The sequence below is a fragment of the Nocardia vinacea NBRC 16497 genome (genome assembly GCF_000308835.1).
Classification (GTDB): Bacteria; Actinomycetota; Actinomycetes; order Mycobacteriales; family Mycobacteriaceae; genus Nocardia; species Nocardia vinacea.
Map to the genome: position 1 here is coordinate 21281 of NZ_BAGN01000200.1, position 24530 is coordinate 45810.

The 24530-nt window shown below is 66.5% G+C and carries 25 protein-coding genes; 13 read left to right on the top strand and 12 right to left on the bottom strand.

The features are described from left to right. Positions 1-73: 73 nt before the first annotated feature. The 3 genes from ON44_RS27650 to ON44_RS27660 are packed head-to-tail and all read right to left on the bottom strand — an operon-like array spanning position 74 to position 3979. Positions 74-2875 (bottom strand): ATP-binding protein, encoded by a 2802-nt coding sequence (locus tag ON44_RS27650; protein WP_083898186.1) that lies wholly within the window; start codon positions 2873-2875, stop codon positions 74-76. Next, on the bottom strand, positions 2860-3384 hold the full coding sequence (locus ON44_RS27655) for a hypothetical protein (protein WP_040695230.1): 525 nt from the start codon (positions 3382-3384) through the stop codon (positions 2860-2862). The genes ON44_RS27650 and ON44_RS27655 overlap by 16 nt, the downstream gene beginning before the upstream one ends. Positions 3385-3421: 37 nt before the next feature. Continuing rightward, positions 3422-3979, bottom strand: a complete 558-nt coding sequence (locus ON44_RS27660) for a cupin domain-containing protein (protein ID WP_040695232.1) — start codon at positions 3977-3979, stop codon at positions 3422-3424. Positions 3980-4249: 270 nt separating this feature from the next. Here ON44_RS27660 and ON44_RS27670 point away from each other — a divergent pair, with 270 nt between their 5' ends. Together ON44_RS27670 and ON44_RS27675 are read left to right on the top strand one after the other, a co-directional pair. Continuing rightward, positions 4250-5215 carry an AraC family transcriptional regulator gene (locus tag ON44_RS27670; RefSeq protein ID WP_040695284.1) on the top strand — a complete coding sequence of 322 codons (966 nt, stop codon included), beginning with the start codon at positions 4250-4252 and terminating at the stop codon, positions 5213-5215. Positions 5216-5258: 43 nt separating this feature from the next. After that, positions 5259-6206 (top strand): LysR substrate-binding domain-containing protein, encoded by a 948-nt coding sequence (locus ON44_RS27675; RefSeq protein ID WP_040695235.1) that lies wholly within the window; start codon positions 5259-5261, stop codon positions 6204-6206. On the opposite strand, the gene ON44_RS27680 is transcribed toward ON44_RS27675, so the two are convergent. Further along, positions 6158-7060: a serine hydrolase gene (locus ON44_RS27680; protein ID WP_040695236.1), complete on the bottom strand. Its 903-nt coding sequence runs from the start codon at positions 7058-7060 to the stop codon at positions 6158-6160. The genes ON44_RS27675 and ON44_RS27680 overlap by 49 nt on opposite strands. Positions 7061-7166: 106 nt before the next feature. Here ON44_RS27680 and ON44_RS27685 point away from each other — a divergent pair, with 106 nt between their 5' ends. Further along, positions 7167-7721, top strand: a complete 555-nt coding sequence (locus ON44_RS27685) for a GyrI-like domain-containing protein (RefSeq protein WP_040695238.1) — start codon at positions 7167-7169, stop codon at positions 7719-7721. Between the two features lie 21 nt (positions 7722-7742). Here ON44_RS27685 and ON44_RS27690 read toward each other — a convergent pair whose 3' ends face one another. The 4 genes from ON44_RS27690 to mca form a co-directional block, all read right to left on the bottom strand. After that, positions 7743-8309 (bottom strand): TIGR03086 family metal-binding protein, encoded by a 567-nt coding sequence (locus ON44_RS27690; protein ID WP_051182526.1) that lies wholly within the window; start codon positions 8307-8309, stop codon positions 7743-7745. A gap of 236 nt (positions 8310-8545) precedes the next feature. Further along, positions 8546-9856, bottom strand: a complete 1311-nt coding sequence (locus tag ON44_RS27695; protein ID WP_040695239.1) for an FAD-binding oxidoreductase — start codon at positions 9854-9856, stop codon at positions 8546-8548. 135 nt (positions 9857-9991) lie between these two features. After that, complete coding sequence (locus tag ON44_RS27700; protein ID WP_040695241.1) at positions 9992-10261, bottom strand: hypothetical protein; 270 nt, start codon at positions 10259-10261, stop codon at positions 9992-9994. After that, positions 10261-11145 carry a mycothiol conjugate amidase Mca gene (gene mca / locus ON44_RS27705; protein WP_245567357.1) on the bottom strand — a complete coding sequence of 295 codons (885 nt, stop codon included), beginning with the start codon at positions 11143-11145 and terminating at the stop codon, positions 10261-10263. The genes ON44_RS27700 and mca overlap by 1 nt, the downstream gene beginning before the upstream one ends. Before the next feature lie 124 nt (positions 11146-11269). Here mca and ON44_RS27710 point away from each other — a divergent pair, with 124 nt between their 5' ends. Together ON44_RS27710 and greA are read left to right on the top strand one after the other, a co-directional pair. Continuing rightward, the gene (locus ON44_RS27710) at positions 11270-11710 is read left to right on the top strand and encodes a DUF4307 domain-containing protein (RefSeq protein ID WP_040695245.1); all 441 of its coding nucleotides are present in this window, start codon (positions 11270-11272) and stop codon (positions 11708-11710) included. 297 nt (positions 11711-12007) lie between these two features. Next, complete coding sequence (gene greA / locus ON44_RS27715) at positions 12008-12502, top strand: transcription elongation factor GreA (protein WP_040695247.1); 495 nt, start codon at positions 12008-12010, stop codon at positions 12500-12502. Between the two features lie 71 nt (positions 12503-12573). On the opposite strand, the gene ON44_RS27720 is transcribed toward greA, so the two are convergent. Continuing rightward, positions 12574-13749 carry a cystathionine gamma-synthase gene (locus tag ON44_RS27720; protein WP_040695248.1) on the bottom strand — a complete coding sequence of 392 codons (1176 nt, stop codon included), beginning with the start codon at positions 13747-13749 and terminating at the stop codon, positions 12574-12576. Between the two features lie 100 nt (positions 13750-13849). Here ON44_RS27720 and ON44_RS27725 point away from each other — a divergent pair, with 100 nt between their 5' ends. Both ON44_RS27725 and ON44_RS27730 read left to right on the top strand, forming a co-directional pair. After that, entirely contained in the window at positions 13850-15025 is a 1176-nt protein-coding gene (locus ON44_RS27725) for an acyl-CoA dehydrogenase family protein (RefSeq protein ID WP_040695250.1), read from the top strand. 561 nt (positions 15026-15586) lie between these two features. Further along, on the top strand, positions 15587-16060 hold the full coding sequence (locus tag ON44_RS27730) for a DUF4254 domain-containing protein (RefSeq protein ID WP_051182527.1): 474 nt from the start codon (positions 15587-15589) through the stop codon (positions 16058-16060). Between the two features lie 113 nt (positions 16061-16173). On the opposite strand, the gene ON44_RS27735 is transcribed toward ON44_RS27730, so the two are convergent. After that, positions 16174-17556, bottom strand: coding sequence for a cystathionine beta-synthase (locus tag ON44_RS27735; protein WP_040695253.1), 1383 nt, complete (start codon positions 17554-17556; stop codon positions 16174-16176). Positions 17557-17651: 95 nt separating this feature from the next. Between ON44_RS27735 and ON44_RS27740 the strand changes: the two genes are divergently transcribed. The 3 genes from ON44_RS27740 to ON44_RS27750 all read left to right on the top strand — a co-directional run bounded on the left by ON44_RS27740 (position 17652) and on the right by ON44_RS27750 (position 20396). Next, positions 17652-18125, top strand: a complete 474-nt coding sequence (locus tag ON44_RS27740) for a hypothetical protein (RefSeq protein ID WP_040695254.1) — start codon at positions 17652-17654, stop codon at positions 18123-18125. Between the two features lie 89 nt (positions 18126-18214). Continuing rightward, positions 18215-19105 carry an SGNH/GDSL hydrolase family protein gene (locus ON44_RS27745; protein ID WP_040695256.1) on the top strand — a complete coding sequence of 297 codons (891 nt, stop codon included), beginning with the start codon at positions 18215-18217 and terminating at the stop codon, positions 19103-19105. A 70-nt stretch (positions 19106-19175) separates the two neighbouring features. Continuing rightward, positions 19176-20396 (top strand): acetyl-CoA C-acetyltransferase, encoded by a 1221-nt coding sequence (locus ON44_RS27750; protein ID WP_040695262.1) that lies wholly within the window; start codon positions 19176-19178, stop codon positions 20394-20396. Positions 20397-20682: 286 nt separating this feature from the next. Here ON44_RS27750 and ON44_RS27755 read toward each other — a convergent pair whose 3' ends face one another. Together ON44_RS27755 and ON44_RS27760 are read right to left on the bottom strand one after the other, a co-directional pair. Beyond that, a complete protein-coding gene (locus ON44_RS27755) occupies positions 20683-21528 on the bottom strand; it encodes a Bax inhibitor-1/YccA family protein (RefSeq protein ID WP_040695289.1) in 846 nt (281 codons plus the stop codon). Between the two features lie 158 nt (positions 21529-21686). Further along, positions 21687-22835, bottom strand: coding sequence for a class I SAM-dependent methyltransferase (locus ON44_RS27760; protein ID WP_040695264.1), 1149 nt, complete (start codon positions 22833-22835; stop codon positions 21687-21689). 128 nt (positions 22836-22963) lie between these two features. On the opposite strand from ON44_RS27760, the gene ON44_RS27765 reads away from it, so the two are divergent. From ON44_RS27765 to ON44_RS27775, 3 genes are all read left to right on the top strand, one after another. After that, complete coding sequence (locus tag ON44_RS27765; RefSeq protein WP_040695291.1) at positions 22964-23542, top strand: AMIN-like domain-containing (lipo)protein; 579 nt, start codon at positions 22964-22966, stop codon at positions 23540-23542. Positions 23543-23606: 64 nt separating this feature from the next. Further along, positions 23607-24011 (top strand): DUF6153 family protein, encoded by a 405-nt coding sequence (locus ON44_RS47120; protein ID WP_051182528.1) that lies wholly within the window; start codon positions 23607-23609, stop codon positions 24009-24011. 83 nt (positions 24012-24094) lie between these two features. Beyond that, positions 24095-24530, top strand: a 436-nt coding sequence (locus ON44_RS27775) for a DUF305 domain-containing protein (protein WP_040695267.1), incomplete at its 3' end; no start/stop codon positions are given.

The window sequence follows — 24530 nt, forward strand, 5'->3', positions numbered from 1 at the left end:
AAGCAACTATTGACCCGGCATCGGCAGGCGAAAGACAGATATCGACTCGAACAGGATCTCGGCGGACGGCCGGTTACATATGCGGCATGCTCGCGGCGACCTCGCGCCGCGATCGCAGCCCGAGCTTGGCGAGGATGTTCGATACGTGGGACTGAACTGTGCGGCGCGACAAGAACATTTGCGCCGCGATATCGGAGTTGGTGCAGCCTTCGGCAACGAGCGCGGCTACCTTGCGCTCGGTATCGGTCAGCGCCGCCCAGCCGGATTTGGGCCGGTTGCGTCGACCGCGTACACCTCGCCGAATGTCGTACGGTCGCAGGCGCGCGACCGTCCGGGCGGTGTCCCACGATGCGCCGAGGCGGCTGTAGATCCCGATCGCGGTGTCCAGCGAACGGCGGGCATCGACATCGCGTCCCGCAGCGGCGAGCAGCACGGCGGCGTTCTCGTGAGCCTGCGCTTGGTAGAGCAGCCGTCCGGACCGCCGGAAGGCCCGGGCCGCCGCCAACAGGCTATTGGAATCGCGCTCGGCCAGACCTCGACACAGTAGTGCTGTCCCGATCCTGGAGGCGGTCGGCTGTCGCGCTACGAGTTCGTCTGCGCCGACCACTACCGACCGGGCCGCATCCGTATCGGCGAGGTCCGCGGCCAGTCGGGCGATATCCGGGAAGATGTAGTACAGCGTCGCCGCGGCCGAATGGTCGGCGAGTCGCTCATGGGTGTCGACGAGCAACTTCAAGGCGAGGTCCGGATGGCCGTGCGCCTCGTGCGTCAACGCCTTGGCCCACAGGTGCAGGTGCGCGTAGCCTGCGGTGCCCGCGAGGTCGTCCGCGATGGGAATACTGTCCACATCCGGCAGGAACGTGCCGCGGTGAATACCGATGAGCGCCGCGAGGCTACCCGCGACCGTCGAGTACCCGAGCACGTCCGGCGCCGCGCCGGCGCCGCATTCGGCCACCGCGTCATCCCAGCGACCGTTCAGCAGGTAGAGCCGTGCCTTGGCGACCAAGTTCGCGGACTGGGACACGCCAGAGACACGGTGGTTGTGCGCAATCGCCTGATTCAACACGTCTTCGGCATCCGTCAGGCGATCGAGCTCGATCAGACAAAGTGCCCGCAGCGCGTATGGATCGATTTGGTCCGGATCGGTACCGACGGTCGAGGCGATGGGTATCCGAGTGCTCAACTCCAGTGCCTCGATGAGATCGCCTCGGGTGTACCGGACCGCGCCCACGGCGCTGAGGCCGTACCCGATAGTGCGGGGATCCCCGCTGGATTCCCCCATCGCGATCGCAATTCGACCCGCTCGCTCGGCCGTATCGAACCGCTCGAGGAATACATTGTCCACCGCGTACATGCCGTGGAAGCGGCCCACCGCCCCGACATCGAGATCCATTGTGCTCAGCGCCGTTTCGGCGATATCTACGGCATCGGCGATTCGGCCCCGGACTCGGCAGGCCTGGGCGAGCAGCCAGCGCATTTCGATATCTTCGCCGTACTCCGACCGCGTCGAGAGCGCAACGCGCACTTCGGCCTCCGCCTCGGCAGCTCGACCGCTCCTCAGCAGTGCCTCGATATACCGGCGGATCAGCGGTGGGTTATCGGACTCCGTCGTCGCGCGCCGCAACAGCCGCACCGCCAGCTCGGGCGCTCTGAAAGCCAATTCGTCGGCTACCACTACCAGCCAGTCGACGCTGGTGTCATCGAGTTCGTAGTCGGCGACCGCCAGATAATGTGCGATCCGCTCGATTGGCGCGTTGGTCGCCTGCAGTACCCGATCAGCCGTGCGCAGCAGACCAGCGCGCACCGTGGCAGGTAGCTGATCCGACAGCACCCGCCGGATCAAGTCATGCCGGAACACCACTTCGGAGTCGACAAGTGCGAGCACTCCGGTCGCCATCACATCACTGACGACACTCCATACATCCAGGAGAGAGCGGTCAAGAACCGCTGCCAGTTCCGTGACGTCGACGACCGGGCCGAGCGCGGCGGCAGTCGCCAGCACGTGCCGGGTCCGGCGCGGCAGAAAGTCCAACCTCCGTGAAATCGCCTGCGCGAGTGTGGCGGACGGGCGCTGCCCGGCGACAGCCTCGGGGATGTCGGCGGTGTCGGCGAGCACCGTGATCGCCTGCTCACGCAGCAAGGCGGCGACCAATTCGGTGATGTAGCGCGGATTTCCGCTCGCACCCGCCACCTCCCGCAACAACCCCGGGCCGGGGGTGGCACCGACGATATGCGACACCAATTCCGCCGCTGCCCCGGCGGATAACCCGCCGAGTCGTATCAGCGGGGCGCGGCATGCGAGGAGTTCAGCCGATAGTGCGGTGAACGCCGAGTCCTGAGGCTGTGGGCGGGCACCCAGCAGCAGCAGTAGCGGTAGCTCATCGATGCGGGTGCACAACCGCTGCAACACCGACACGCTCGACGCGTCGGCCCAGTGGACATCGTCCATGATCAGCGCGAGTGGGCCGGTAGCGCACCAGGTCTCGACGTCATCGAGGATCGCCTCGGTGACGACGATCTCATGCCTTGCCTCGGCGTCGCGCGGCCGAAAGTCGCGGTCGAGCAAGGCAGGGATCGGATCTGCGCCTGGCGTGTCGGCGTCGAGCCAGGAGCGCAGCGCGGCGAACGGGACAGTCTGCCGTAGTTCGGTGGCGGCCCCGAGCCGAATATGCAGGCCCGCCGCCACGCACCGCACCCTGGCCGCGTCCAACAGAGACGTCTTGCCGATACCTGGTTCGCCCGCCACCAGCACGACGGCCCCCCGCCCCGCGGCGACCCGTTCCGCGAGCGCCGCCAGCATCTCGATCTCGCCATCACGACCGATGACCACCGAGGTGCCGGATTCCGGGGATGGCCGCGTCAACGAACTTGGCATGCCAGAGCCCGATCACCGATTCCGACTGGATCCGGCACCACCTCGACATACCCGGAGGGGGAGACGGCAATGGATGGCAAATCCCATTGTCGTGCCGATTTTTCGGCGCGGCAGGCGACATTCCATCCGAACGGCATCAGGTGGACACGTTCCCCGTATTGCCGCAGTTGCGCGGCAAGGTCCGAAAGCACGTCCAGTGTGTCGGCGATGTGGGTGAGGACATCGAGTGGATCGGCCTCCGGCGTGAACCGACTACCCGAGGTTGTGCAGTGCGGGATTCCGGCGATAACGATATGGGCCGCCTCGCTGAGGAGGCACAGGTACCGGATCGCGCGGACGGCCTCGGCGGTCAGGGGACAATCGCCGGGTTCGACGACGACTCGCACTACCAGGCAATCGATGAACCTCTGCGTCGACCCCACCGTCGCCGGGTCGACGGCTACGGCACAGGGGCCGGCCGCCACCAGGACGTATTCGAAATTGCGCCAACGACTTCCGACGCCCCTCATCCAAGGGACCTCCCCCGCAGACGCTGCAGAAGGTCGGTCATGCCTGTATCTGCACCTTCTGGTCGGCGACGCCGCAGAGGGTGTAACAGAATACGAACGGCACCGCACCGTCGTTGAACCATGCGTGTGGAGTGCCGTGCTGGATCACGCAATCGCCGGCTCGCAGCGATACATCGACGCCGTCGCCGAGGCGCAGGCGGCCCTCGCCGCTGAGCACGACGATGAAATCGATGCTCACGGTGCTGTGCATGCCGGGCGCGGCGGGGTCGAAGGCCGCCATCATCCCCGGCAATTTCGCCTCCGCTTCCGCCACGACGGCCGCCATCGCCTCCTCGGACAGGTCGGCATCGGGCTCATAGGTCAGGCCCGGGGGTACCGAGATGAATCCGAAACGCAGCCCGCCCGCACCGGGAAAATAGCTCGTGCCGGTCTGCGCAGGCGTCTTGTCGACCGGCAGCTCGGGAAGTTCGTCGAGTTCCCACATCCGATGGATCTCGGCGCCTGGGAGCAGCGCCAATGTCAGCGGGTCGACAGTGTCGTCCGCCAGCACCCGCCCCTGTCCGGTTCCGTTGTCGCCGATCACGATTCTGCGCATATGAACTCCCGAATATCGTCCGCAACCAGCCGAATCGGGTCGGCACCGATGGCCGCACCGGCCGATCCGGTCCTCAGCTATCCGGACCGTATCCGCCGCCCGCGCACACCCGCTTGTCCCGATGCGCACGAGCATTGTCCGAATGCGCAGACCTCGAAAACCCGGCAATGCTTGCTCCACCGGTGATCCGCGCGGTTCTGCACTAGGCTTCTTCCAGAGTTGGGGCCGTCGCCCGGGCCACCGATGATCGTCGAATCGGAGGCGATATTGATGAACCAAGCGGTTATCGCCGACTCCACCACGACAAGTGTGGTGGATCCACATGAGCGAGCCGAGTACTGGGCCGATCTGATCAGCACGTACCACTGTCGGCTCGGCTACAGATTCCCGAGCAGCACCGACTTCCAAGGGCACACGCAGCTGCGGCGAACCGACGCCTACCAGCTCGTCGGGTGGAAATCGGATGCCGTCACCTACCTTCGCAACCCGAGCCATATTCGCGCCGACCCCGATGACGACTACCGGCTGATCGTTCCGTTCACCGGGCGACTGTCCTTCCGCACCGACGACGGGTACGGGATCCTTGCCCCGGGAACAATGGCCCTGGTTTCCGTCGACCGCCCCTACGCGATGTCCATGTCCGACGGCACGCGCGGGATGATCATGACCATTCCGCGCAAGGAGATCAAGCATCGCCTCAACCGCGTCGTTCCACCCGACCACCCGCTGGATCTCACGACCGGGCTCGGGCGGGTGACCGACGGGATACTCCGCGGCCTGCACAGCGAATCCGCCGCACTCACCGACCTCCAATTCGACAGCGTCTCCGAACGGCTGGTGGATCTGCTCTGCATGCAGATCCTCGGCGAACCGGCGAACTCGCCCACCCAGCTCGCCCATGTAGAAGCGACCGCTCGCCGGTATATCCACGACCGTGCCGGAGATCCGGACCTCAACGGCACGCGCGTCGCCGTCGCGCTCGGCTGGTCATTGCGGCAAATTCAACTGGCGTTCAGCAATGCCGGAACCACGCCCAGCGATGTCATCCGGGAAGAACGCCTGCTACTGGCGCGCGACCGCCTGCGCAGCCCCGCCTACCAGCATCGAAGTATCACCGATATCGCATCGGATCTCGGCTTCGGTTCGATGAGCAGCTTCAGCAAGGCCTTCCGCCGACGCTTCGACGCCACACCCGGCCAGCTCCGCGAGGACCGGCGGGCCGCATCCGACGGCTGATTTCAGCAGCTATCGGCTAGCACGGTCACGCTATCGTCGCTGCGTGGACTCCCTGCGCCAGCTGCGGTACTTCGTCGCCGTCGCCGAAGAACTGCATTTCGGACGGGCCGCCGAGCGCCTCGGCATCGCGCAGCCACCACTGAGCCAGCGCATCCGCAAACTCGAACAGGATCTCGGGGCCCGGCTCTTCGACCGGGACAGCCGACGTGTCGAACTCACGGAGGCGGGTCAGATCCTGCTCGTCGAAGCCCGCGATCTGCTCGCCCGCTGGGACCGCGCGCAACGGCTGGTGGGCAAGGCACATCGGGGTGAGATCGATGCGCTGAGGGTCGGTGTCCCACCCGAACTGGCCGGGCGGGTGCTCGCGGCGATCCTCACCGCATTCGAAAGCCGTGCCGTCCGAGTCGATCTACAGGAACTGACCACCGCCGAGCAGATCCGACTGCTCGCCGACCGTCAACTCGATGCGGGGCTGCTGCAACATCCGGTCGATGTGGTCGGCCTCGAGCTCGGACCCGAGGTCGAGACACCGCTCGGCGTGGTGCTGCCACGAGATTCGGCACTGGCCACCCGCTCCGCGCTCACCCTCGCCGACCTGGCCGGACTCGGTCTGGTGATCTTTCCGCGGGCCGCCGCCCCCGGACTCTACGACGCGACTCTGCGCACCTGCTGGGAGCACGGCTTCCGGCCCACCCGCGTCCAGCACGCGCGCAATCCCGAATTCGTCCTCGGCATGGTGCTCTCCGGCCGCGGCGTCGCCTTCGACCAGGGCATGGTCGCGCAAAAGGAACCGCGCGTCGTCTGGCGACCGCTGACCGACGCACTGAGCTGGCGGCTCTCGCTGGCCTGGCCCGCCGCGGCACCGCATCCGCTGGTCCGCGAACTGGCCGAGCTGATCGTGACGGTCATCCAGGGCGACGGCGCGTCGCGGCCCGTGCCCGCTCAGGAGGTGGCGCAGCGGCCGTGGAATGTCGTATTCGGCAGATCGTGACGGATGCGGTGAATCGCCAGCCGCGCGGCCTCACCGATCGCATGCTCCACCTCGGGCAATCGCTGCGCCAGCGTATCCGCTCTGGTGAATACCGCTACGGCATAACGACTTCCACCGGGATATGCCACCACCCCGATCTCATTGCGAATCGCGGGCAGTGATCCGGTCTTGCCCCACACCGATACCTCCGACGGGAAGGCCGCGGCGAGCCGGTGCCAGTTGAGCTGCTGGCCCATGAGTTCGCGCACCCACCGGCAGGCGGCAGGATCGCCCGCGCGGTCCTGGCCGAGCAGGGTGAGCAGCCGGGTCATATCGCGCGGCGTGCTCGCGGTCGTACGCAGCGGGTCCATGGCCCGGGTGGCAAGCACTTCCGACACGCTCAGGGTCGGGAAGCGCCGCGCGAACTCGGTGGTATCGGAAGCGCCGATATCCTCAGCCATGGTCTGGACGACATACCTGGGCGAGCCGACGATCCGCGTCTCGGTGAGCCCCAATTCGCGCACCAGCGAGCGCACATTGTCCAGGCCGACGCGATCGAAGAGCAGGTCGGCGGCGGTATTGTCGCTCACGGTCAGCGCGAAGAACGCCGCATCGCGCAGGCTGAACTCGACATCGTCCAGACATCCGGCGGTGCCGACGCCACCGAGCCGGTCCGCCGCGCTCGCCCGCACCCGATCGGTCGGGTCGAGCTGACCCGCGACCACCTGACGGGCGAACTCCAGCACCAACGGCACCTTCACCACCGACGCCAGCACCACCGGTTCATCGGCGCCGAGCCCCACCTCACCGGCGCAATCGAGACATCGGGCGTGCACCCAACCGCGCACACCGGCCTTACGGAAGATCTCCTCCACGACTGCCAAACTTCCACACGGGACTGCTCCGAGTCAGCTTGACTCTCCCGCCGATGGAGGGTTCACGCTCGTCATCGTCCGAGATTTCGATACCGAAGGGCTCACGATGAAACTCGATCTGGCCAAGAGCGACCCGCACTACTACGACGCCACCCGCGACCCCGAATTGCGCACCTTCGACACCTACGGCTATCTGACGGTCACCGGCTTCGGCGCACCCGGCGGCGAGCGGTACACCGAGGCGGTGCAGACGCTGTACCGAGCCGCATACGGCGCCAAGAAGATCGCCAAGGCGGACGACCAGGATTTCGTGGTGCCGAAGCTGGAGGGCCAGTGGTGGGTGAACTCCGACGAACCGCCGCTGTCGGTGCCGCGCGAGCAGTGGCAGTGGCGGCTGATGATCCGCATGCCCGAGGTGGTCACCGCCGAGATGGTGTCCGGGGCGACGTTCGAGCGGTTGACCGAGGGGGAGGCGATCCAGGTCATGCATATCGGACCGTATGCCACCGAACCGGAGACACTGGCCAGGATGGACGCGTTCATGACCGCCGAGGGGTTGCTCATGAACGGCCGCCATCACGAGATCTACCTCTCGGATCCGCGCAAAACCCCCGGCGCGAATACCCGCACGATCCTGCGTCATCCCGTGCGTCGCGCCTGAGATCTACTCTGCGGCAAGCGGTTACCAGGCTCGCCCGAGATAGCCGAGCAGTCGACGGTGTGCGGGCGCGTCCGCCGGTACCGTGACCTCCTCGTCGAACATCCCCGACTTGCGGAACCCGTCGAGTCCGCCCATGGCGTGCATTGTGGTCAGCAGTTCGGCACACAATTCGTCATCGGCGAGGTCGGGGCGATCGATGGCCACCGCGATATCGACGCCGTGCGCGACGACCTCGGTGAGATGGACCATGGCGGCCGCCGGACCGGGGAGCTCGCCGAGTGCCATGCGCACGGTGCCGGTCAGGGCGTCGGGGCGATGCCAGGCGGCGCGGTCCACCTCGGCGGCCGCGGCGAACGCACCCTGCGGATCGATGCCGAGCCAGTCGTCCTCGAGTCCGGCACCCGCATCGGTCCCGCTCACCCCGGCCGCGAACCGGTGCATATTGCCGACGGCATGATTGAGCACCGCGTGCACATCCCAATCCTGACATGGCGTCGGCGCCGCGAGCCGGTCGCCGTCGACGGCGGCGATCACGATCGCACCCGTCATATCCAGTGCGCGGTCGATCTGTCCGATCACATTGTCCATGGGCATCCTTCGCTAGAAGAGTCAGCAGAATAGGTAGCACAACCGGATGACATCCAAACTCGATCCAACTCGGCCCAGATCACGGAATCCAGCACGACAAGGACCCAAAAAGGTTGCGCCGATACCTTTCCGGAGCAGCACATGATCGAACGTAAACGGCCCTACCGAGTTCCGCCCAGAACTGCGGACCGCCAGCCGATAGGGCCGCCGGTCCGCAGTCACGTATGCGAAATCCGTTATCCGAGAACCGGATAATTGGCGCGAATCACCGACCGCGGATCGCGCGCCCGCTTGATCTCCCGCAACCGCGCCAAGGTCGACGAGTCGAATGCCGCGGCTGCCGTCTCCTCCGGAGTGAGGAAAGTGTAGGGCTTGAGCCCGCTGATGTGCGCGCCGATCGCGTCGACGATCTCGGCCCGCCTGGCCTTGACCGCGTCGGCGATATGCGGAAGTCCGAGTCCCAACGCATAGAGCAGATAGGGCTCGGTGACCGGTCCGCGCGCGCCACCGTCCGCGCCCGCCTTGGCGAATGCGCCGCCGAGATGGCGGATCTGGATATCGACCAGCGGTGCGACCGGCTCGTCGAGCAGGGTCTTCACGACCGCGTCGCCGAGGTCGGTGAGCAGTTCGGCGCGGGACAGGGACGGGCTGGGATCGGTTGGCTCCGAGGTGATTTCGCCGAGACTCGCCACCGATAGCGCGCCGCGCTTATCGGCGAGCGGCCCGTCGATCGCGTCCAACCGGGTCAGCAGGGATCGGCCTACCTCGGGATCGCCGAGGTAGGCGACATCCAGCGCGACCATCGGCGGCGCATCCGGGAACTGGAACCGGTGGAACCACACCGATAGTTCGTCGGGTGCGTCGGCGGTGATCTGCTGGAACGCCTCGAAGACCTCCGCCGTGCGCGCACCGTGCCACATCACCCGCCCGCCGTAGAGCCCCGGCGCCGGGAAGAGGTCGAATTCGAGCGCGGTCACCACCGCGAAATCGCCGCCACCGCCACGCAATGCCCAGAACAGCTCCGGATCGTTCGCGGCGGTCACCCGCGTCCGCGCGCCCTCGGCGTCGACGATCTCGAAGGCGCGCACCGCATCCGAGGCCCAACCGTGCTTGCGGCCGAACCAGCTCTGCCCGCCGCCGAGGGTGTATCCGGTGACGCCGACCACCGGATTGCTGCCTGCGAGTCCGGTCAGTCCATGCGCCGCAGCCGCGGCCTGCACCGAGCCCCAGTTCGCGCCCGCGCCGACCTTCGCCACCCGCCGCTCGGCATCGATCTCGACACGGTCCAGTCCCCCGGTGCGCAGCAGGATCGCGTCCTCCACCCCGCCCGCGGCGCCGTGCCCGGTCGGCTGCGCGATCACCGGCACCCCGGCTCGACGTGCGTGTGCCACGACCGCCGCGACGTCATCCGCATCGCCGGCCCGCACCACCGCGGCGACCGGCTGGGTGACCGTCAAGGTCCACGGCCGCGCCGCCGCCTCGAAGCCCGCGTCACCCGGCACCAGCACCCGGCCGGATAGTTCAGCGCGCAGATCCTCGAATGTCATTGGTATGTCCTCACTTCGCAGCTGTGCCCGAAAGCACCTGCGGCCCGTGGATCGTGCCGCGACTAACCCAATGACGAAATAGGAGCGGCAAATGTAACAACGGCCGCCCGAGATTCTCGGACGGCCGCTGCGAAATCAGGTCTTATCAGGCCCTTCGTCGGACTCGACGTCCTTTTTGTCGAGCCGGGCGATACCGGGTTCGGTGCCCTCGTCGGCCGCCTGATCCGGTTCCGGATGTTCGGGCTCGAAGGTCGCAGGCAGGCCCTTGATATGCCGGTTCATCGACCGCACCAGCAGGACGGTCCCGGCGAGCAACACCAGAATGATCACCAGACCGAGCGGCGACGCCTTGCCGAACTCGGGTCCGGTGGGCGTGCCGGGAGTTTGCGCTAGAAGAACCAACATCACCGGTGCTCGTCTTCGATACCGGCGAACAGATCGGTCTCCGGCCGCGTGGAGTCGACCCTGGACTTGGCCAGTTCGAACTCCTCGGTCGGCCACAGCCGCTGCTGCATTTCCATCGGAATCGCGAAGAACGCGCCGTTGGGATCGATCTGGGTGGCGTGCGCGCGCAGGGCGTCATCGCGCTGCGGGAAGTATTTGGCGCACTCGATCTGGGTGGTCACCCTGGCCATGCCGTCCGGGCGGCCCTGCCGGTAGGCGCGCGTCCGTTCCAGCCACTCCTGCAGCGGAAACGGCTCACCGATCCGTTCGTATTCGGCGGCGAATACATCCAGCCGGGCCATGGTGAAACCGTGGTCGTAGTAGATCTTCAGCGGTTGCCACGGCTCGCCCGCATCCGGGAAACGCTCCGGATCGCCCGCCGCGTCGAACGCGGCCATCGACACCTCGTGGCAGCGGATGTGATCGGGATGCGGGTAGCCGCCGTTCTCGTCATAGGTGGTCATCACATGCGGCTTGAACTCGCGCACCACGCGGACCAGCGCCTCCACGGCTTCTTCCAGCGGGACCAGCGCGAAGCAGCCTTCGGGTAGCGGCGGCAGCGGATCGCCCTCGGGTAGGCCGGAGTCGACGAAACCGAGCCAGGTCTGACGCACACCGAGCGCGGCGGCCGCGGCCTCCATCTCCTCGCGCCGGATCTCATCGATCCGCTCCAACACGCCGGGAGTGTCCATCGCAGGGTTGAGGATGCTGCCGCGTTCGCCGCCGGTCAGCGTGACGACGAGGACATCGTGGCCCTCGTCGGCATACCGTGCGGTCGTCGCGGCACCCTTACTGGATTCGTCGTCGGGGTGCGCATGAACCGCCATGAGCCGAAAGCCACTCACGTCTCGTTCACCTCATCAACCACCGTCATACCTCGTACTCTCCGCCGCCGGGGTCCGATCTGCTTGTCCCTATAGTTCCATTCGACAGACTTTTGTTCCGACGTACCCCCCGGAGTGAGACGGCATGAGTGAAACGCCCGGTGACACGCCGATCGACCGACGTGCCGACCGGTACGGGACCACGCCACGCCCGACGCGCCGCTGGATTCCGTTCGCACTCGGCGCGGTCGTGCTCGCCGCGGGTCTCGGGGTCGCCTACGTCGGCTTCCAGAAGTACGGACCGGAGGATATCGACGCCGAACAGCTCGGATACACCGTCGTCGACGACTCGACCATCTCGGTCCATCTCAAGGTCACCCGCAAGGATTCGCAGCAGCCGGTGGTGTGTTTCGTCCGCGCGATGGCCAGGGACGGGTCCGAATTGGGCCGCCGCGAGGTGCTCATCGAGCCGTCCGCCAGCGGCACCATCGAGCTGACGACCACCGTGCGCGCCTCCGCCCGGCCGGTGTCGAGCAGCATTTACGGCTGCAGCGATGACGTGCCGAAGTATCTGCGGGCAGGCTGATTCCGGGCAATACGCCACTGAGTGGTCCGCAAAATGAACGCCGACCTGCATGTTTGTGATTCATGCTAAAATGGCGTGATACACGGTTCCGGGGCTCGGAGCCGTGTTTGCTGCATTGGCGGCCAGCGCTGTTAGTTCCGGGTTAGTGAGTTTGCCGGACCTGAGGCCTGTCGGGGTTCGATGAACTTCCCCAGGATGGCACTAGCCGTCGGCTGGTGCGTGCCCGCCCCCTGTGGGCACTGCAGCGGATCAGGGAACCCGGCCTCGGCCGGGAACAACTACTAGGGAGTGATCGAGATGACTGAGACGCAAGTGACTTGGCTGACCCCGGAGTCGCACGACAGGCTCAAGGGTGAACTCGACGCGCTCATCGCCAATCGTCCGGTCATCGCCGCCGAGATCAACGAGCGCCGCGAAGAGGGCGACCTCAAGGAAAACGGCGGATATCACGCCGCGCGTGAAGAGCAGGGTCAGCAGGAGGCGCGCATCCGGCAGCTGCAGGAGCTGCTGAACAACGCCAAGGTCGGCGTTGCGCCCACCAAGTCCGGCGTCGCACTGCCGGGTTCGGTCGTCAAGGTCTACTACGACGGTGACGAATCCGACACCGAGACCTTCCTCATCGCGACCCGCGAAGAGGGTCTCAACGACTCCAAGCTCGAGACCTACTCGCCGAATTCGCCGCTCGGTGGCGCGCTCATCGATGCGAAGGTCGGCGACACCCGTGAGTACACGCTGCCCAACGGCAAGACCATGAAGGTGACGTTGGTCAGCGCCGAGCCGTACCACAGCTGATCTCGGGCCCGAAGCCATGAAGAACGGCCGCATCCGGAAAGTACGGATGCGGCCGCTCTTCGTTTCCATATCTAGTTCGCCAGTGCCTGTTCGATGTCGGCCAGCAGATCGCTGACGTCCTCGATGCCGACGGAGAGTCGCACCAGATCGTCCGGCACCTCCAGCTGCGAGCCCGCGGTGGAGGCGTGCGTCATGGCGGCCGGATGTTCGATCAGCGATTCCACGCCGCCGAGCGATTCGGCGAGGGTGAAGATCTTGGTGCGCGAGCAGAACTCGTGCGCCGCATCTTTGCCGCCGTTGAGCCGCACCGAGATCATGCCGCCGAAGCGCTTCATCTGCTTGTCGGCGATGGCGTGGCCCGGATGCTCGGCCAGGCCCGGGTAGATGACCTGCGAAATGGCCGGATGCCCGGTCAGGAATTCGGCAATGGTTTCGGCGTTGTCGCAGTGCCGATCCATCCGCACCGCGAGGGTTTTGGTGCCGCGCAGGGTGAGGTAGGCGTCGAACGGGCCGGGCACCGCGCCCGCACCGTTCTGCAGGAAGGCGAATGCCGCATCGAGTTGCGGATCGTTGGTGATCAACGCCCCGCCCACGACATCGGAGTGCCCACCGAGGTACTTGGTGGTCGAATGCGTGACGATATCGGCGCCGAGCAGCAGCGGCTGCTGCAGGTACGGCGTGGCAAAGGTGTTGTCCACCACCAGTTTCGCGCCCGCGACATGCGCGACCTCGGCGAGCGCCGGAATGTCGCCGATGCTCAGCAGCGGGTTGGTGGGGGTTTCGATCCAGATCAGCTTGGTGTTCGGGCGGATCGCGGCACGCATCTCGTCGACATTGAATACATGCGCGGGCGAATGCTCGATGCCCCACTGGCTGAAGACCTTGTCGATCAGCCGGAAGGTGCCGCCGTAGGCGTCGTCCGGGATGACGATGTGGTCACCGGGGCGCAGCGTCGCCCGCAGCGCACAGTCGGTGGCGGCCATGCCGGAGGCGAATGCGCGTCCGTAGCGGCCCGATTCGAGCGCGGCGAGGTTCGCCTCGAGTGCGGTCCTGGTCGGGTTGCCGGTACGGCCGTATTCGTAGCCTTCGCGCAACCCGCCCACCCCGTCCTGGGCGAAGGTCGAACTCGCGTAGATGGGCACGTTCACCGCACCGGTCCGCGCTTCGGGTTCGTATCCGGCATGCACGGCTCTGGTGGAGAATCCCAGCTCAGCTCTATTCGTTGATCGCTCGCTGCGCTCGCTCATGGGGTCAGCCTAAACCCGGGCGATCGGCGGGCTATCGGCCGGATCATCTGTTGTGACCCGATCCCGGCTTTCGTGGCGGCGACGGCGGTAGGTTGAGCTCATGCTGAGCGTTGATGAACTGTTCGCGATCGATGCCCTGTTGACCGAGGACGAGCGCGAGATCCGCGATACCGTCCGCACGTTCGCGAACCATCGGTTGCGGCCGCAGATCGCGGAATGGTTCGAGGCAGGGACGTTCCCGGCCCGTGAGCTCGCGCCGGAACTCGGCAATGTCGGGTTGCTCGGTATGCACTTGGAGGGCTACGGATGCGCGGGTCTGTCGGCGACCGCCTACGGTCTGGCCTGCCAGGAGCTCGAGGCGGTCGATTCGGGTGTGCGCAGCATGGTTTCGGTGCAGGGTTCGCTGGCCATGACCGCGATCCACAAGTTCGGCTCCGAGGAGCAGAAGCAGCAGTGGCTGCCGGATATGGCGGCCGGGCGCGCGCTCGGCTGCTTCGGACTCACCGAACCGGATTTCGGCTCGAATCCGGGTGGCATGCGCACCAGGGCCAAGCGCGACGGCACCGATTGGGTGCTCAACGGCTCCAAGATGTGGATCACCAACGGATCGGTGGCCGACATCGCGGTCGTGTGGGCGCAGACCGAGGACGAGGGCAAACAGGTGGTACGCGGCTTCCTGGTCCCTGCGAACGCGCCCGGATTCACCGCGCGCGAGATGCACCACAAGTTGTCGTTGCGCGCGTCGGTGACGGCGGAGTTGGACTTCGACGACGTGCGGCTGCCTGCCGATGCGGTGCTGCCGCAGTCGCGCGGACTGAGTTCCCCGCTCGCGTGTCTGAGCGAGGCGCGGTTCGGCATCATCTTCGGCGCGCTCGGCGCGGCGCGCGACTGTCTGGCCGCGACCATCGAGTACGCGCGGACCAGGGAGGTCTTCGACAAGCCGCTGGCCGCCTACCAGCTGACCCAGGCGAAGCTCGCCGATATGGCGCTCGAGTACGGCAAGGGCCAGCTGCTCGCGCTGCAGGTCGGCAGGTTGAAGGATCGCGGCGAGGTGCTGGCGGAGCAGATCAGCGCGGGCAAGTTGAACAGCACTCGGGAGGCCATCGCCATCGCCCGCGAATGCCGGACGATCCTCGGCGCCAACGGCATCACACTGGACTATCCGGTGCTGCGGCACGCGAACAATCTCGAGTCGGTGCTCACGTATGAGGGCACGGCGGAAGTGCATCAGTTGGTGCTCGGAAAGGCACTCACCGACTCGAATGCGTTTCGGTGACAACTCGACCGGCCGTTTGAATGAAACGCCACAATTTCATAGATGCTGGCCGATTGCTGACATGAGCAGATGTTTTTGCTCGGCCCCGCGTTGCTCGAAGTGTCGGCACGAAGGACTCTGAACCGCCTGCACCAGACACGCGGGTTACCGGCGCTCGCCGCAGCCGCGGCACTACCCGCGCTCTCGGCAGCGCTGGATCAGCACGCCGCGGCAGTCGGGGGAACTTCCAGTCGAGCCGGACTGCCGCCGGGTGCCGGCCACTCGCCCGATGCCCGATGCCCGATGCCCGATGCCCGATGCCCGATGCCCAATGCCGCGAATCCTGGTGCACGACCGGCACATTCACCATTGCAGACTGGTCGGCCTAGTTTCACAACGCGAATTACACCGTGTAGAGAACATTGTTACTGCCTGTCATCGCGGTGCCATCTCGACGTCACCGAATTGCCAAGGGACGAGGCGCAAGCTGTATCGCATCGAAATGTAGGTGGAGGTACACGATGCACGCGCTCTTATCCGACCCCGCCGCCCGGTTGATCTCGATCCCGTTGGGAGCCAGTCATGTTCGTGCGTAGTAGCGCCCCGATCATCGGGGGCGCGAGAGCGCTGCCGGAGCAGCGTGAATTGGTCGCCGCCTTCGGCGGACATCCGGTCGAGCCGGGGCAAGATCATCCGCTCATTCCACTGGCACACGCGCTCGCCGACCTACACCGGCAGCGGCACGGCGATCCGCTCGCTACCGCCGGAATCGATTGCCGCCGAGCCGAACTCGTCTCCGCCATCGACACCTGGGTGATCACCCGAGTGCCGCAGCAGCGCTCGACCGCACATATCCGCGCCGAATCCATCGGCGCGACCATGGATCGAATGGCCGCTGCCTACGTCCACGCCAGCCACCTACTGCACACCGCCGATAAGGTCACCGACGACCGCGTCCACGCCGCCTGGTACCGCCTCGCCCTCCTCGCCGACCACTGGACCGACCTCATAATCGGTGCCGCCCAAGACAACTCGCGCCCCCGCCGAACCGCGTAGCGCGATCAAGATCAGGTGGCACTGATGGCGGTGGCTTCTCGACCGACGCCGCCATGACTGCCACCTGATCTTGATCCACTGGGTGGGTGGGTGGGTGAGTGTGGGGGTGGAGGTTAGATTGAGCCTGTGCTGAGGAAGCCGAGGAGGTCGTGGCGGGTGATTACGCCTACGGGCTTGCCGTCCTCGACGACCATTAGTGCGTCGGTGTCCGAGAGGGCCTTGGTTGCGGACGAGATCGGCTCGCCCGAACCGATCAGTGGGAACGACGGGCTCATATGTTGGGCGACCGAATCTGTCAGGTGCGCACGGCCTTCGAAGACTGCCGAGAGCAGGTCACGCTCGGTGACGCTGCCTGCGACCTCGCCTGCCATCACGGGCGGCTCGGCGCCGACGACCGGCATCTGCGAAACCCCGTACTCGCGAAGGATCTCGATCGCATCGCGCAGGGTCTCCGACGGGTGGGTGTGCACCAGATCCGGCAGCGCACCCGACTTGCCGCGCAGCACATCGCCGACCAACGGCTCCGCCGCGCCGTCCATCCGATCACGCAGGAAGCCGTAGGAGCTCATCCACTGGTCGTTGAAGATCTTGGACAGGTAGCCGCGGCCGCCGTCGGGCAGCAGTACGACCACGATTGCATCCGGATCGCGCCGGGCGACCTCGATGGCCGCGATCACCGCCATACCGCAGGAACCGCCGACCAACAGGCCCTCCTCGCGCGCGAGCCTGCGGGTCATATCGAAGGAGTCGGCATCGGAGACGGCGATGATCTCGTCGGGCACGGCCGGGTCATAGGCCGAGGGCCAGAAGTCCTCACCGACGCCCTCGACCAGATACGGCCGACCGGTGCCGCCGGAGTACACCGAACCCTCGGGATCGGCGCCGACGATCCGCACCTTGCCGCCGGAGACTTCCTTCAGGTACCGACCGGCGCCGGTGATGGTGCCGCCGGTACCGACACCGGCCACGAAGTGGGTGACCTTGCCGTCGGTATCACGCCAGATCTCCGGCCCGGTGGTCTCGTAGTGGCTGTCCGGGCCGCCCGGGTTGGAGTACTGGTCCGGCTTCCACGCGCCGTCGATCTCGCGGACCAGCCGGTCGGAGACGCTGTAGTAGCTGTCCGGGTGGTCCGGGGGCACCGCGGTCGGGCACACCACGACTTCGGCGCCATAGGCACGCAGCACATTGCGCTTGTCCTCGCTGACCTTGTCCGGGCAGACGAACACGCATTGGTAGCCGCGCTGCTGCGCGACCAGCGCGAGCCCGACCCCGGTATTGCCGGAGGTCGGCTCGACAATGGTGCCGCCCGGCAGCAGTGCACCCGAGGCCTCGGCCGCCTCGATCATCTTCACGGCGATTCGGTCCTTGGAGCTACCACCCGGATTCAGATATTCGATCTTGGCCGCGACAATGCCTGCGTTGGGGCCCACCACCGAGTTCAATCGAACCAGCGGCGTATTGCCGATGAGGTCAACGACGTGATCAGCGATGCGCATGCCCCCTATCGTTGCAGAAGGGATCGGTATCCGTGCGCGCGCGTCTAGCCCGACAAATCGCACATGACGGTGATCACTTCCCTAGGATCGCAAATATGAAGCAGCCGAACATCGCTCGCGCCGCGACAGTTCTGGCCGGAGCTGCGGTGGCCGCCGGAGTCGTCGGGGCCGCCCCCGCCCAGGCCGCGACCGTTCAGTTCCCGCAGGTGCCGACGCTGGCGCACGGCGCCCTCTGCTGGACGACCATCCGCACCTGGGCCGACACCAGTGCGCAGTGGCCGGGCCGGGCCGTTCTCAATGTCCGCGCGGATCCGGCGGTGGGGCTCGGCCCCGGTGACTATCCGCTGGCTCCGCTGTGTGAGGTCCGCACCACAGTCGCGTGGCGCAATCTGAACACCGGCGCAACGGGCAGCTACGACAACAACGTGGTCACCGGCCTCTACGGCAGCATTCAGTACGCCCTGTTCCAGGACACCGGTCCGGGACGCGTCGAGGTCACCGTCACCACCGACACGGTGAGCGTCCCCGCGCACGCGTGGTTCGACGTTCCCGGCGACCCGGCTGCCTGAGGTCGACCCGAGAGCCGCACGCGTACTGCGACGAATTCGACGCGCCCGCCCGGCTGCCGTAGCGGCGTGAAATCGGTAAATTCGTTCGGGTGAGTGCTCCTCGCATCGGGTGGAAGACGGCGGCAGTGACAGGTGCCGCAACTGTATTGGCCGGTTCCGGCGCCGGGACCGCATGGTGGGCGACCTATCGGCTGCTCGTGGCACAGGCCGGGATCGCGCGCGGGGTCATCGGGCGCGATACCTCGAAACCGCCCGAGGCCGACGGCATCTACACCGCGGGCTGCCTCGCGCCGCAACCGTGGCGCACCGGGCTGCCTGCCGACGTGCATCTGATGATCTTCGGCGATTCCACCGCGGCCGGGGTCGGCTGCGTATCACCCGAGGAAGTCCTCGGCGTGCGCATCGCCCGCGGCCTCGCCGAGACCACAGGACAGCGAATCCGGTTGAGTACCAAGGCCATATCCGGTGCGACCTCGAAGGGGCTGGCCGGACAGGTCGACGCGATGTTCGTCGCCGGACCGCCGCCGGATGCCGCGGTCATCCTCATCGGCGCCAACGATGTCACCAAGAAGCACTCCATCCGCGCCTCCGCGCACCGGCTCGCCGCCGCGGTGGCCCGCCTGCGCCGTGCCGACAGCATCGTGGTGGTCGGCACCTGTCCGAATCTCGGCACCGTCGTGGCAATTCCGCAGCCGCTGCGGACGGTGGTGCGTAACTGGAGCATCCGCTTGGCCCGGGCCCAATCGGTCGCGACCACGATGGCCGGTGGCATCCCGGTGGCAATGGGTGACCGGCTCGCCTCGGAGTTCCGTGCCGCACCCGAGCAACTGTTCTCCGAGGACGGATTCCACCCCTCGGCGGCGGGTTACGAACTGGCGGCCGCGCTGCTGCTCCCGGTCTTGACCGCGGCACTGAAGGAGACGACCCCGGGTTCCCGCCCAACAGGACGCGACGTAGATTCGATTCGAACGCACAAGTAACAAACGGTTCGAAGACCGCGTTTCGGACACCGTCCGGGGCGCACCCTGACCGTCCAACAAAGGAGTCCTCATGCCCGAGGCCGTCATCGTTTCCTACGCTCGCTCGCCGATCGGCCGCGCCGGAAAAGGCTCGCTGGTGAGCATGCGGCCGGATGACCTCGCGGCCCAGATGGTCCGCGCGGCCCTGGACAAGGTTCCCGGCCTCGACCCCACCCAGATCGACGATCTGATCCTGGGCTGCGGCCAGCCCGCCGGTGAGGGCGGTTTCAACATGGCCCGCAACGTGGCCGTACAACTCGGCTACGACACCCTGCCCGGCGTCACCCTGAACCGCTACTGCTCCTCCTCGCTGCAGACCACCCGGATGGCCTTCCACGCCATCAAGGCCGGTGAGGGCGATGTGTTCATCTCCGCCGGTGTCGAGACCGTGTCGCGGTTCCCGAAGGGCACCGCCGACGGCTGGCCGGACACCCACAACCCGGAGTTCGCCGAGGCCGAGGCCCGCACCGCCAAGCGCGCCGAAGGCGGCGCGGACCTGTGGACCGATCCGCGTGCGACCGGCATCCTGCCCGACGTCTATATCGCCATGGGCCAGACCGCCGAGAACGTCGCCCAGTACACCGGCATCAGCCGTGAAGAACAGGACCATTGGGGCGTGCGCTCGCAGAACCGCGCCGAGGAGGCCATCAAGGCCGGCTTCTTCGAACGGGAGATCACCCCGGTGACCCTGCCCGACGGCACCGTCGTCACCACCGACGACGGCCCGCGCGCCGGCACCACCTACGAGAAGATCTCGCAGCTCAAGCCGGTGTTCCGCCCGGACGGCACTATTACCGCCGGTAACGCCTGTCCGCTCAACGACGGTGCGGCCGCGCTGGTCGTCATGAGCGACACCAAGGCCAAGGAGCTGGGCCTGACCCCGCTGGCGCGCATTGTCGCCACCGGCGTCTCGGGCCTGTCCCCCGAGATCATGGGCCTCGGCCCGATCGAGGCGGTTCGCAAGACCCTGAAGACCGCCAAGATGACCATCGACGACCTCGACCTGTACGAGATCAACGAGGCATTCGCCGTCCAGGTTCTCGGCTCCGCCCGCGAGCTGAACATGGACCTCGACAAGCTGAATGTGTCCGGTGGCGCCATCGCCCTCGGCCACCCGTTCGGCATGACCGGCGCCCGCATCACCGCCACCCTCATCAACAACCTCCAGACCCACGACAAGCAGTTCGGCCTGGAGACCATGTGCGTCGGCGGCGGCCAGGGCATGGCCATGGTCATCGAGCGCCTGAGCTAGTTTTCGCGCCCATCGGGCCGACACACGAAATCCGTTGAACGGCTCCCTATCCGGCGCGATAGGGAGCCGTTCGACGTTTCATCGGTTGGGCTCCGCTCGCTGATGTCACACTTCCCACCCGGGCCCGCGCCTACGGCCACATCCGGTTCCCGCTGCTGTACATGATCCCGGTCATCGTCGCCGCCGGTCTCGGCATCGCCGCCTGAGCACGATGGCGGTGCTCGAGGCACACGAAGAACGGCTCCCTACCCGATCGGGAAGGGAGCCGTTCTCGGTAGCCGAATCACTAGTCGTTGTTGAAGTAGCTCAGCAGGCGCAGGATTTCGATGTAGAGCCAGACCAGGGTGACGGTCAGGCCGAGCGCGACGCCCCAGGCGGCCTTTTCCGGGGCCTGGGCGCGGATGAGCTGGTCGGCGGCGTCGAAGTCGAGCAGGAAGCTGAAGGCCGCGACCGCGATCACGACCAGGCTGAAGATGATGGCGAGGGGGCCGCCGTCACGCAGGCCGAGGCCGCCGTCGATAAAGAAGCTGGCGATCAGGTTGCCGACGATCAGGACCAGGATGCCGATCATCGCGCCGAAGATCATTCGGGTGAAGCGCGGGGTCACCCGGATCGCGCCGGTCTTGTAGACCACGAGCATGCCCGCGAAGACGCCGAAGGTGCCGAGCACCGCCTGCGCGATCATGGCACTGCCGCCGACGCCGCCGAATTCGATATTGGTGAACATGAACGACAGCGCGCCGACGAACAGCCCCTCGAAGACCGCGTACGAGAGCACGACGACCGGGTTGTCCATCTTTCTGGCGAAGGTCGCGACCAGCACCAGCACGAAGCCGATCAGACCACCGCCGATGACGAACAGTGGCGCCAGCGAGGTGTTCGCGTTGGTCAGGCCGTAGGAGATGATCGCCGACAGCGCGAGCACACCGAGTGTGATCGCGGTCTTGGTGACCACATCGTCGATGGTCATGGCCCGGGTGGCCGGTGCCTGCTGATACTGGGGGTACTGCGGGTGCTGGCCGTACTGCTGGGTCATCTGGCCCGCGCCCGCCACCCCTGACCCGAAGTTGGCATAGCCACTGCCCTCTTGCCGAGGAAGTTGACGAAAAACCGGATTGCTAGTGGTGCGCACCGTTGATGCCTTTCTGGAGTCGTGGTCCACGTCGCCGTGGCCGTCAGTCCCGAGCCGTCTCATGCGAGCCGGTGTCCGATATCCAACTAGGTTGTCCAACGTGTATCGACCCGGCCGAGTTCCCGAGCGACCCTTCGGTACGGACAATTCGGACTCTACTACCGCTGTACGTCGCGCAGCCCACGCACGGATCGCGTCACCGTGAATTTCCGATTGCGGCCGATCACCTCGGTCTGGCCGACCATCCGCTGGACCACACCGCGATAGTTCAGATGTGAGTTGTAAACCGTCCACAGTTCACCGCCGGGACGCAGCACCCGACCGGTTTCGGCGAACATCTTGATCGCCGATCCGGTGTGCACGGCGGCGCCGACATGGAACGGCGGATTGCACAGCACCAGATCGGCGCTGTTGTCGGCGGCGGAGGACATGGCGTCGTCGCGCACCACGGTCACCCGATCGGCGACCTCGTTGACCACCGCGGTCGCCCGCGCCGACGCCACCGCGGCCGCCGACTGATCGGTGCCGACCACCCGGATGCCGGGCCGCGCCTTGGCCAGCGCGACCGCCAGAATGCCGGTGCCGCAACCGAGATCGATGACATCGCGGGCATCGGGCTTCATCCACTTGAAGTGCTGCAACAGGAATCGGGTTCCGATATCCAATTTGGCGCCGGAGAACGCCGCGCCGTGTGCGACCACGTCGATATCGATATCGTCGATCCGCTCGCGCACCGGAAACGGCGGCGCGGCAACGGGTTTCGGCTCGCTCACCAATAGTGTGCGGGACTTCTGCCGACCCCGGCTCGCGCGCACCTGCGCGAACGATTCGGCCAGTACATCGTTCATGGATTTGGTCAGATATTTGTCGCGGCCGCCCGCGACGACGGTCACCTCGGGATCCGCGTAGCGGGCGACGGCGTCGGCGACCTCGGTCAGTCCGGCGAGCATGCGCGGTAGTCGCAGCAACACGACCTTGGCGTCGGCGAGCAATTCTTTGGAAAGCGTGTGTGCGGTATAGCGATCCGCGAGACCGAGCACGCGGGCATTGTTGGCCAACGCGAGTTCGCCGGTGAGCAGGTCCTGATGGACACGGATATCGCGCAGATCGTGTCCGGCGATCGCGCCGAGGGTGAGCGCGCCGTAGGCATCGCCGATCACGGCGATCCGGCCGCTGCCGGCGGCATCGATGGCATCGGCGGCGACGTCGAGAATCAACCGGTCGGCGGCATCGACGGCGTAGAGGTTCAGCGCCTCCACATCCGGGTACCGCCGCAGCCGGCCAAGTACGTCCTCGACATCTCCCACACCTCAAGTGTGCTAGATCGTTGCCGATGGATCGCGCCCACCCCGGCATGTCGGCGACACTCCGGTGCCGAACACCGGGTCATCGCAAATCCCCGACGGCGCGAGCCGCGGCCAATACCATCAGCCACATGCGTAACAGGATGGTGCTGTTGGTCGCCGCCGCGGCGACGGTGCTCGTCGGCTGCGGCGACGGCGGGTCCAGCCCGAACACCACGACCACCGCGCCGACCACGACCGGCACATTCACCGATGCGCCCGACACCGCACCGCACGATGCGGGCCCCAAGCGCGGGACCCCGTCCAGCGACGCGGGCGTGACCGTGTCCGGCATCCGGATCGGGCACCATGCCGGCTTCGATCGCGTGGTCTACGAACTCGGCGGTGCGGGCACGCCCGGCTGGATCGTGCAATACACCGGGCAGGCCATCCAGGACGCCAGCGGCAAGGTCGTCGATGTCGCGGGCCGGTCGATTCTGGAGGTTCAGATCACCGGGTCGGCGTATCCGTTCGACAACGGCGTGACGCCGTATTCGGGTCCCGATCCGGCCACCGATCCCAGTGCGCCGGTAGTCGCCGGGGTGTATCGGAGTGGGGTCTTCGAGGGCACGACCCAATCGTTCATCGGGGTGAATACCGATCGCCCGGCCTTCGAGGTCAGCACCCTGACCAATCCCACCCGGCTGGTCATCGATATCGCGAATACCTAGCCGGTGTCCGATACGGCCAGGGGGTATCAGCGGGCGACACCTGGGCGCTCTCTAGAATGACGTTGTGGTCGAACCGCAGCCGTCTTCGCGCACCACCGGACTCGTCCGGGTGCTCGGCGTATTGGTGCTGCTCGCAGGCATTGTCGCCATGCACGCCGGAGTTTTCTCGGTCGCGCCCGCCGATGACCACCACACGATGGCGACCATGGCACTGCCCGTCGACCACAATGCGGCCGCCGGACCGGACTGCACCGATGACGGTTGCGGCCACGCACACGGCGGCATGCACGCCTGCGTCTTCGTCCTGACCGCCGTCGCGGTCGCCCTGATGCTCGTCCTGCTCTACTGGATCACCCTCGATCGACCGGGTGGCGGTATGTCGAAACCGCGCCAGTGGCGGCCGATACGCGAACGCGCACCACCGTGGACCGTGCTGTCCCTGGCCGAATTGTCGATTCTGCGGATCTGACAGACCCCACCGCGCCCGTAACCACGGACGCGGCTGCCGCCTGCCCGAAAACCGTTCATTCGCAATTCCTCAGGAGCACAGACATGTTCATCACCCGTAGCCGAATCACCGTCGCCATTGCCGCGACGACCACCGCCGCAGCGCTTTTCGCCGGAGGTTGTAGCAACGACAACTCCATGCCCGGTATGGATCACGGCTCCTCGTCGGCGAGCTCCGGAAAGCCCGCTACCCGAAGCGATTTCAACGACGCGGACGTGACCTTCCTGCAGATGATGTACCCGCACCACGCGCAGGCGGTCGAGATGGCGCGGCTGGTGCCGAGCCGCACCCGGAACGAGCAGGTGCGCGCGCTCGCCGCGGATATCGAGAAGGCGCAGTCACCGGAGATGGAGCAGATCACCACATTGCTGGAGAGCTTCGGCAAGCCCGCGCCCACCAGCTCCGGCCATGGCGGGCACAACATGGAGATGACGACCACCATGAACATGCCCGGCATGCCCACAATGCCGGGCATGATGT

Bases quoted from the DNA above. Each gene is read 5' to 3' on its own strand.
- ON44_RS27650 (WP_083898186.1), bottom strand. From the start codon at position 2,875: ATGCCAAGTTCGTTGACGCGGCCATCCCCGGAATCCGGCACCTCGGTG.
- ON44_RS27655 (WP_040695230.1), bottom strand. From the start codon at position 3,384: ATGAGGGGCGTCGGAAGTCGTTGGCGCAATTTCGAATACGTCCTGGTG.
- ON44_RS27660 (WP_040695232.1), bottom strand. From the start codon at position 3,979: ATGCGCAGAATCGTGATCGGCGACAACGGAACCGGACAGGGGCGGGTG.
- ON44_RS27670 (WP_040695284.1), top strand. From the start codon at position 4,250: ATGAACCAAGCGGTTATCGCCGACTCCACCACGACAAGTGTGGTGGAT.
- ON44_RS27685 (WP_040695238.1), top strand. From the start codon at position 7,167: ATGAAACTCGATCTGGCCAAGAGCGACCCGCACTACTACGACGCCACC.
- ON44_RS27690 (WP_051182526.1), bottom strand. From the start codon at position 8,309: ATGGACAATGTGATCGGACAGATCGACCGCGCACTGGATATGACGGGT.
- ON44_RS27695 (WP_040695239.1), bottom strand. From the start codon at position 9,856: ATGACATTCGAGGATCTGCGCGCTGAACTATCCGGCCGGGTGCTGGTG.
- ON44_RS27700 (WP_040695241.1), bottom strand. From the start codon at position 10,261: ATGTTGGTTCTTCTAGCGCAAACTCCCGGCACGCCCACCGGACCCGAG.
- ON44_RS27710 (WP_040695245.1), top strand. From the start codon at position 11,270: ATGAGTGAAACGCCCGGTGACACGCCGATCGACCGACGTGCCGACCGG.
- greA (WP_040695247.1), top strand. From the start codon at position 12,008: ATGACTGAGACGCAAGTGACTTGGCTGACCCCGGAGTCGCACGACAGG.
- ON44_RS27720 (WP_040695248.1), bottom strand. From the start codon at position 13,749: ATGAGCGAGCGCAGCGAGCGATCAACGAATAGAGCTGAGCTGGGATTC.
- ON44_RS27725 (WP_040695250.1), top strand. From the start codon at position 13,850: ATGCTGAGCGTTGATGAACTGTTCGCGATCGATGCCCTGTTGACCGAG.
- ON44_RS27730 (WP_051182527.1), top strand. From the start codon at position 15,587: ATGTTCGTGCGTAGTAGCGCCCCGATCATCGGGGGCGCGAGAGCGCTG.
- ON44_RS27735 (WP_040695253.1), bottom strand. From the start codon at position 17,556: ATGCGCATCGCTGATCACGTCGTTGACCTCATCGGCAATACGCCGCTG.
- ON44_RS27740 (WP_040695254.1), top strand. From the start codon at position 17,652: ATGAAGCAGCCGAACATCGCTCGCGCCGCGACAGTTCTGGCCGGAGCT.
- ON44_RS27750 (WP_040695262.1), top strand. From the start codon at position 19,176: ATGCCCGAGGCCGTCATCGTTTCCTACGCTCGCTCGCCGATCGGCCGC.
- ON44_RS27765 (WP_040695291.1), top strand. From the start codon at position 22,964: ATGCGTAACAGGATGGTGCTGTTGGTCGCCGCCGCGGCGACGGTGCTC.